This is a genomic window from Mesorhizobium sp. M7A.F.Ca.CA.001.10.2.1 (assembly GCF_003998575.1).
Lineage (GTDB): Bacteria > Pseudomonadota > Alphaproteobacteria > Rhizobiales > Rhizobiaceae > Mesorhizobium.
The window spans coordinates 1-4,257 of record NZ_RZQY01000532.1; the positions used below are offsets into that span (position 1 = coordinate 1).

General features: G+C 63.9%; 5 protein-coding genes. All 5 read left to right on the plus strand.

Annotation, left to right across the window (positions count from 1 at the left end):
• On the plus strand, positions 1 to 447 hold a 447-nt coding region (locus tag EN964_RS26575), incomplete at its 5' end, for a glutamate ligase domain-containing protein (protein ID WP_281059571.1).
• 19 nt (positions 448 to 466) lie between these two features.
• A complete protein-coding gene (mraY, locus tag EN964_RS26580) occupies positions 467 to 1,549 on the plus strand; it encodes a phospho-N-acetylmuramoyl-pentapeptide-transferase (RefSeq protein ID WP_013530954.1) in 1,083 nt (360 codons plus the stop codon).
• Positions 1,550 to 1,557: 8 nt separating this feature from the next.
• Complete coding sequence (gene murD, locus EN964_RS26585; RefSeq protein WP_127270938.1) at positions 1,558 to 2,958, plus strand: UDP-N-acetylmuramoyl-L-alanine--D-glutamate ligase; 1,401 nt, start codon at positions 1,558 to 1,560, stop codon at positions 2,956 to 2,958.
• Positions 2,958 to 4,109, plus strand: a complete 1,152-nt coding sequence (gene ftsW / locus EN964_RS26590; protein ID WP_127270939.1) for a putative lipid II flippase FtsW — start codon at positions 2,958 to 2,960, stop codon at positions 4,107 to 4,109. The genes murD and ftsW overlap by 1 nt, the downstream gene beginning before the upstream one ends.
• Position 4,110: 1 nt before the next feature.
• Positions 4,111 to 4,257: glycosyltransferase (locus tag EN964_RS26595; protein ID WP_206528762.1), on the plus strand; the 147-nt coding region annotated here is incomplete at its 3' end.

Sequence of the window (4,257 nt, forward strand, 5' to 3'; positions counted from 1 at the left end):
ACTTCGAGCTACCCAGGTGGACTGATCACGCTGATCGACGAAAGCTACAACGCCAATCCGGCATCGATGGCTGCTGCCATGGCATTGCTCAACGCGACGCCTGTGACGGGCGAGGGCCGCCGCATCGCCGTGCTCGGCGACATGCTCGAACTTGGCGACCATTCGGCCAAGCTGCATGCAGCCCTTGCCGACCTCATCGTCGGCACGGGCACGCGGACCGTCTTTCTCGGCGGCCCGGAAATGCGGGCGCTGGCAGAAGCGCTGCCGGCTGAGATCAAGACGGAATACCGCGCCGGTGTCGAGGAGTTGAAGCCGGTGCTGCTTGCCGCGCTCAAGCCGGGCGACGTGGTGATGATCAAATCGTCGAAGGGCATCGGCTTTGCAAAACTGGTCGATGCGCTGCTGGGCAAATTCCCGGCTGAATCGACAGCCAGAAAACAGACCTAGGTCGGGGGACGAAAAGCGCATGTTTACACTGCTCGTCGATTTTGCGGACAAGGTCTCGGTCTTCAATGTCTTCCGCTACATCACCTTCCGCACCGGCGGGGCGCTGATCACGTCGGCGCTGATCGTCTTCATCTTCGGGCCGACCATCATCAATTCGCTGCGGCTGCGGCAAGGCAAGGGCCAGCCGATCCGCGCCGACGGACCGCAGACGCATTTCAAGAAGGCCGGCACGCCGACCATGGGCGGACTGATGATCCTGTCGGGCATCATCGGCTCGTCGCTTTTGTGGGCCAACCTGTCGAGCATCTATGTCTGGGTGGTGCTGCTGGTGACGCTGGGCTTCGGCTCGATCGGCTTCTACGACGACTATCTGAAGGTGACGAAACAGTCACATCTCGGCTTTTCCGGCAAGGCAAGGCTGGCGCTTGAATTCGTTATCGCCGGCATCGCCGCCTGGGTGATCATGCACAATGGCCAGGCGCCGTTCTCTTCGTCGCTGACGTTTCCCTTCGCCAAGGAATTCATCGTCAATCTCGGCTGGTTCTTCATTCCGTTCTCCTGCTTCGTCATCGTCGGAGCAGGCAATGCTGTGAACCTCACCGACGGTCTGGACGGGCTGGCGATCGTGCCGATCATGATCGCGGCGGCCTCCTTCGGCGTCATCGCCTATCTCTCCGGCAACGCCGTGTTCGCCGAATATCTGCAGATCCATTTCGTGCCCGGCACCGGTGAACTGGCGGTCGTGCTCGGCGCTGTCATCGGCGCTGGCCTCGGCTTCCTCTGGTTCAACGCGCCGCCTGCGGCGATCTTCATGGGCGATACCGGCTCGCTGGCCATGGGTGGCCTGATCGGCACCGTCGCGGTCGCCACCAAGCACGAGATCGTGCTGGTCATCGTCGGCGGATTGTTCGTCGTGGAAATCCTGTCAGTCATCATCCAGGTCGGCTACTTCAAGATGACCGGCAAGCGGGTGTTCCTGATGGCGCCGATCCACCATCATTTCGAAAAGCTAGGCTGGACCGAAAGCCAGGTGGTGATCCGCTTCTGGATCATCGCCGTCATCCTGGCGCTGGTCGGCCTGTCGACCCTAAAGCTGAGATAGGAAGCCCTTTGATCCCCGCCGCATCCTTTTCAGGCAAGCGCGTTTCCCTCTTCGGGCTCGGTGGCTCGGGGATTGCGACGGCGCGCGCGCTGATCGAGGGCGGCGCGGACGTGCTGGCCTGGGACGACAATCCCGAAAGCGTTGCCAAGGCCGCCGTTGCCGGTATCGCGACCGCTGATTTGCGCGGCGCCGACTGGGCGAAATTCTCGGCTTTCGTGCTGTCGCCGGGCGTCCCGCTGACGCATCCCAAGCCGCATTGGACGGTGGAGCTGGCGCGCGGTTCAGGCGTCGAGATCATCGGCGACGTCGAGCTTTTCTGCCGCGAGCGGATGCTGAGCGCGCCGACGTCGCCCTTCATCGCCATCACCGGCACCAACGGCAAGTCGACGACGACCGCGCTGACCGCGCATATCCTGAAAGCCGCGGGACGCGACACCCAGATGGGCGGCAATATCGGCCGCGCGGTGATGACGCTCGATCCGCCCGAGCCCGATCGGCACTATGTGGTCGAATGCTCGTCTTACCAGATCGACCTCGCGCCCTCGATCAATCCGACGGCGGGCATCCTGCTTAACCTGACGCCCGATCATCTCGACCGCCACGGCACCATGCAGCACTACGCCGCGATCAAGGAGCGGCTGGTGGCCGGCAGCGAGACGGCGATCGTCGGCATCGACGATTCCTGGTGCGCGCAGATCGCCGAGCGGCTGGAGCGGGCGGGGCGGCATGTCACCCGCATTTCCAAGCGCCTGCCACTGACGGACGGCTATTTCGCCGATGGCACCAATCTGATGGAAGCGGTGCACGGCCGTTACAGCCGCGTCGCCTTCCTCGAAGGCATCGGCTCGCTGCGCGGCCAGCACAATGCCCAGAACGCGCTGGCGGCGGTCGCCGCTTGCCTCAAGGTCGGACTGGAGCTTGGCGAAATCCAGTCGGGGCTGGAAAGCTTTCCCGGCCTCGCTCACCGCATGGAGCAGGTCGGCCGCAAGGACCATGTGCTGTTCATCAACGATTCCAAGGCGACCAATGCCGATGCGGCAGCACCCGCGCTATCCAGCTTTACGCGCATCTACTGGATCGCCGGCGGCCTGCCCAAGGAAGGCGGCATCGAGCCGTTGCGCGGCTTCTTTCCGCGCATCGCCAAGGCCTATCTGATTGGCGAGGCGGCGCCGGCCTTTTCGGCGACGCTGGGCGAGGCAGTTCCCTACGAGATCTCAGGCACGCTGGCCGCCGCGGTCGAGCACGCCGCGCATGATGCCGCTAAGGACGACAGCGGCGAGGCGGTGGTGCTGCTGTCGCCGGCCTGCGCCAGTTTCGACCAGTTCAAGAATTTCGAAGTCCGCGGCGAAGCCTTCAGGCAAGCTGCGAATGCTATCGAGGGTGTGAAACCCATCGGAGGGGCACGATAATGCAAAGCCGTCTCGACAAAAGCCCGGTGGCAACCTGGTGGTGGACGATCGATCGCTGGTTCCTGGCGGCGTTCCTGTCGCTGATGGGGCTCGGCATCGTCTTGTCCTTCGCCGCCAGTCCGGCGGTGGCCGAACGCATCGGCCTCGACAGTTTCCACTTTGCCACCAGGCAGATCATCTTCACCGTGCCGGCGCTCGGTGTGATGCTGGCAGTCTCCTTCCTCGATTCCAGGCAGATCCGGCGCATGGCGCTGGTCATCCTGTGCCTGATGCTGGTGCTGATGGTGGCGGTGCTCTACATCGGCGTCGAGGTGAAGGGTGCGCGCCGCTGGGTGTCGCTTGCCGGCCTGTCGATCCAGCCGTCGGAATTCCTGAAGCCGGCCTTCGTCATCATGTGCGCGTGGCTTTTCGCCGAGCACAAGCGCCAGCCCGATATTCCGGGCAATCTGTTTGCCATGCTGCTGCTGGTGCTGGTCGTATCGCTGCTGGTGGCGCAACCGGACCTCGGCCAGACCATGCTGACGACCGGCACCTGGGGCATCATGTTCTTTATGGCCGGGCTGCCCTGGCTGTGGATCGTCGCGCTGGGTGCGGCCGGCGTCGGCGGCGTCTTTGCCGCCTATACGGTGTTCCCGCACGTTGCCCTGCGCATCGACAAGTTCCTCACCGGCGAGGGCGACACGTTCCAGGTCGACATGGGGCGCGAAGCGCTGATCAATGGCGGCTGGTTCGGAGTCGGACCGGGCGAGGGCACCGTCAAGCGCGTCATCCCCGACAGCCATGCCGACTTCGTCTTCTCGGTTGCCGGCGAAGAGTTCGGGCTGATCATGTGCTTCTTCATCATGTCGATCTTCGCCTTCATCGTTCTGCGCGGCCTCAACACGGCGCTGAAGGAGCATGACGATTTCACCCGCTATGCGGTCGGCGGCCTCGTCACCGTGTTCGGCCTGCAGGCTGTCATCAACATGTGCGTCAACCTCCAGCTTGTGCCGGCCAAGGGCATGACGCTGCCGTTCATCTCCTATGGCGGCTCCTCGCAGATCGCCATCGCCATCTCGATGGGCATGGTGCTGGCGCTGACACGCAAGCGGCCGGAAAAGCGCAAGCAGGTGGGCTTTGGCCTGTCGCAACGCGCCGTGCCGGCGGAGTGATATGGCCAGAGGCGTCATCCTTCTCGCGGCAGGCGGCACCGGTGGGCATCTTTTCCCGGCCGAGGCGCTGGCGCATGAGTTGAACGAGCGCGGCTGGTCGGCGCATCTGGCGACCGACGACCGTGCCGAGCGTTTCGCCGGCCATTTT

Coding starts and splice junctions, on each gene's coding strand:
- mraY (WP_013530954.1), top strand. CDS start 467: ATGTTTACACTGCTCGTCGATTTTGCGGACAAGGTCTCGGTCTTCAAT.
- ftsW (WP_127270939.1), top strand. CDS start 2,958: ATGCAAAGCCGTCTCGACAAAAGCCCGGTGGCAACCTGGTGGTGGACG.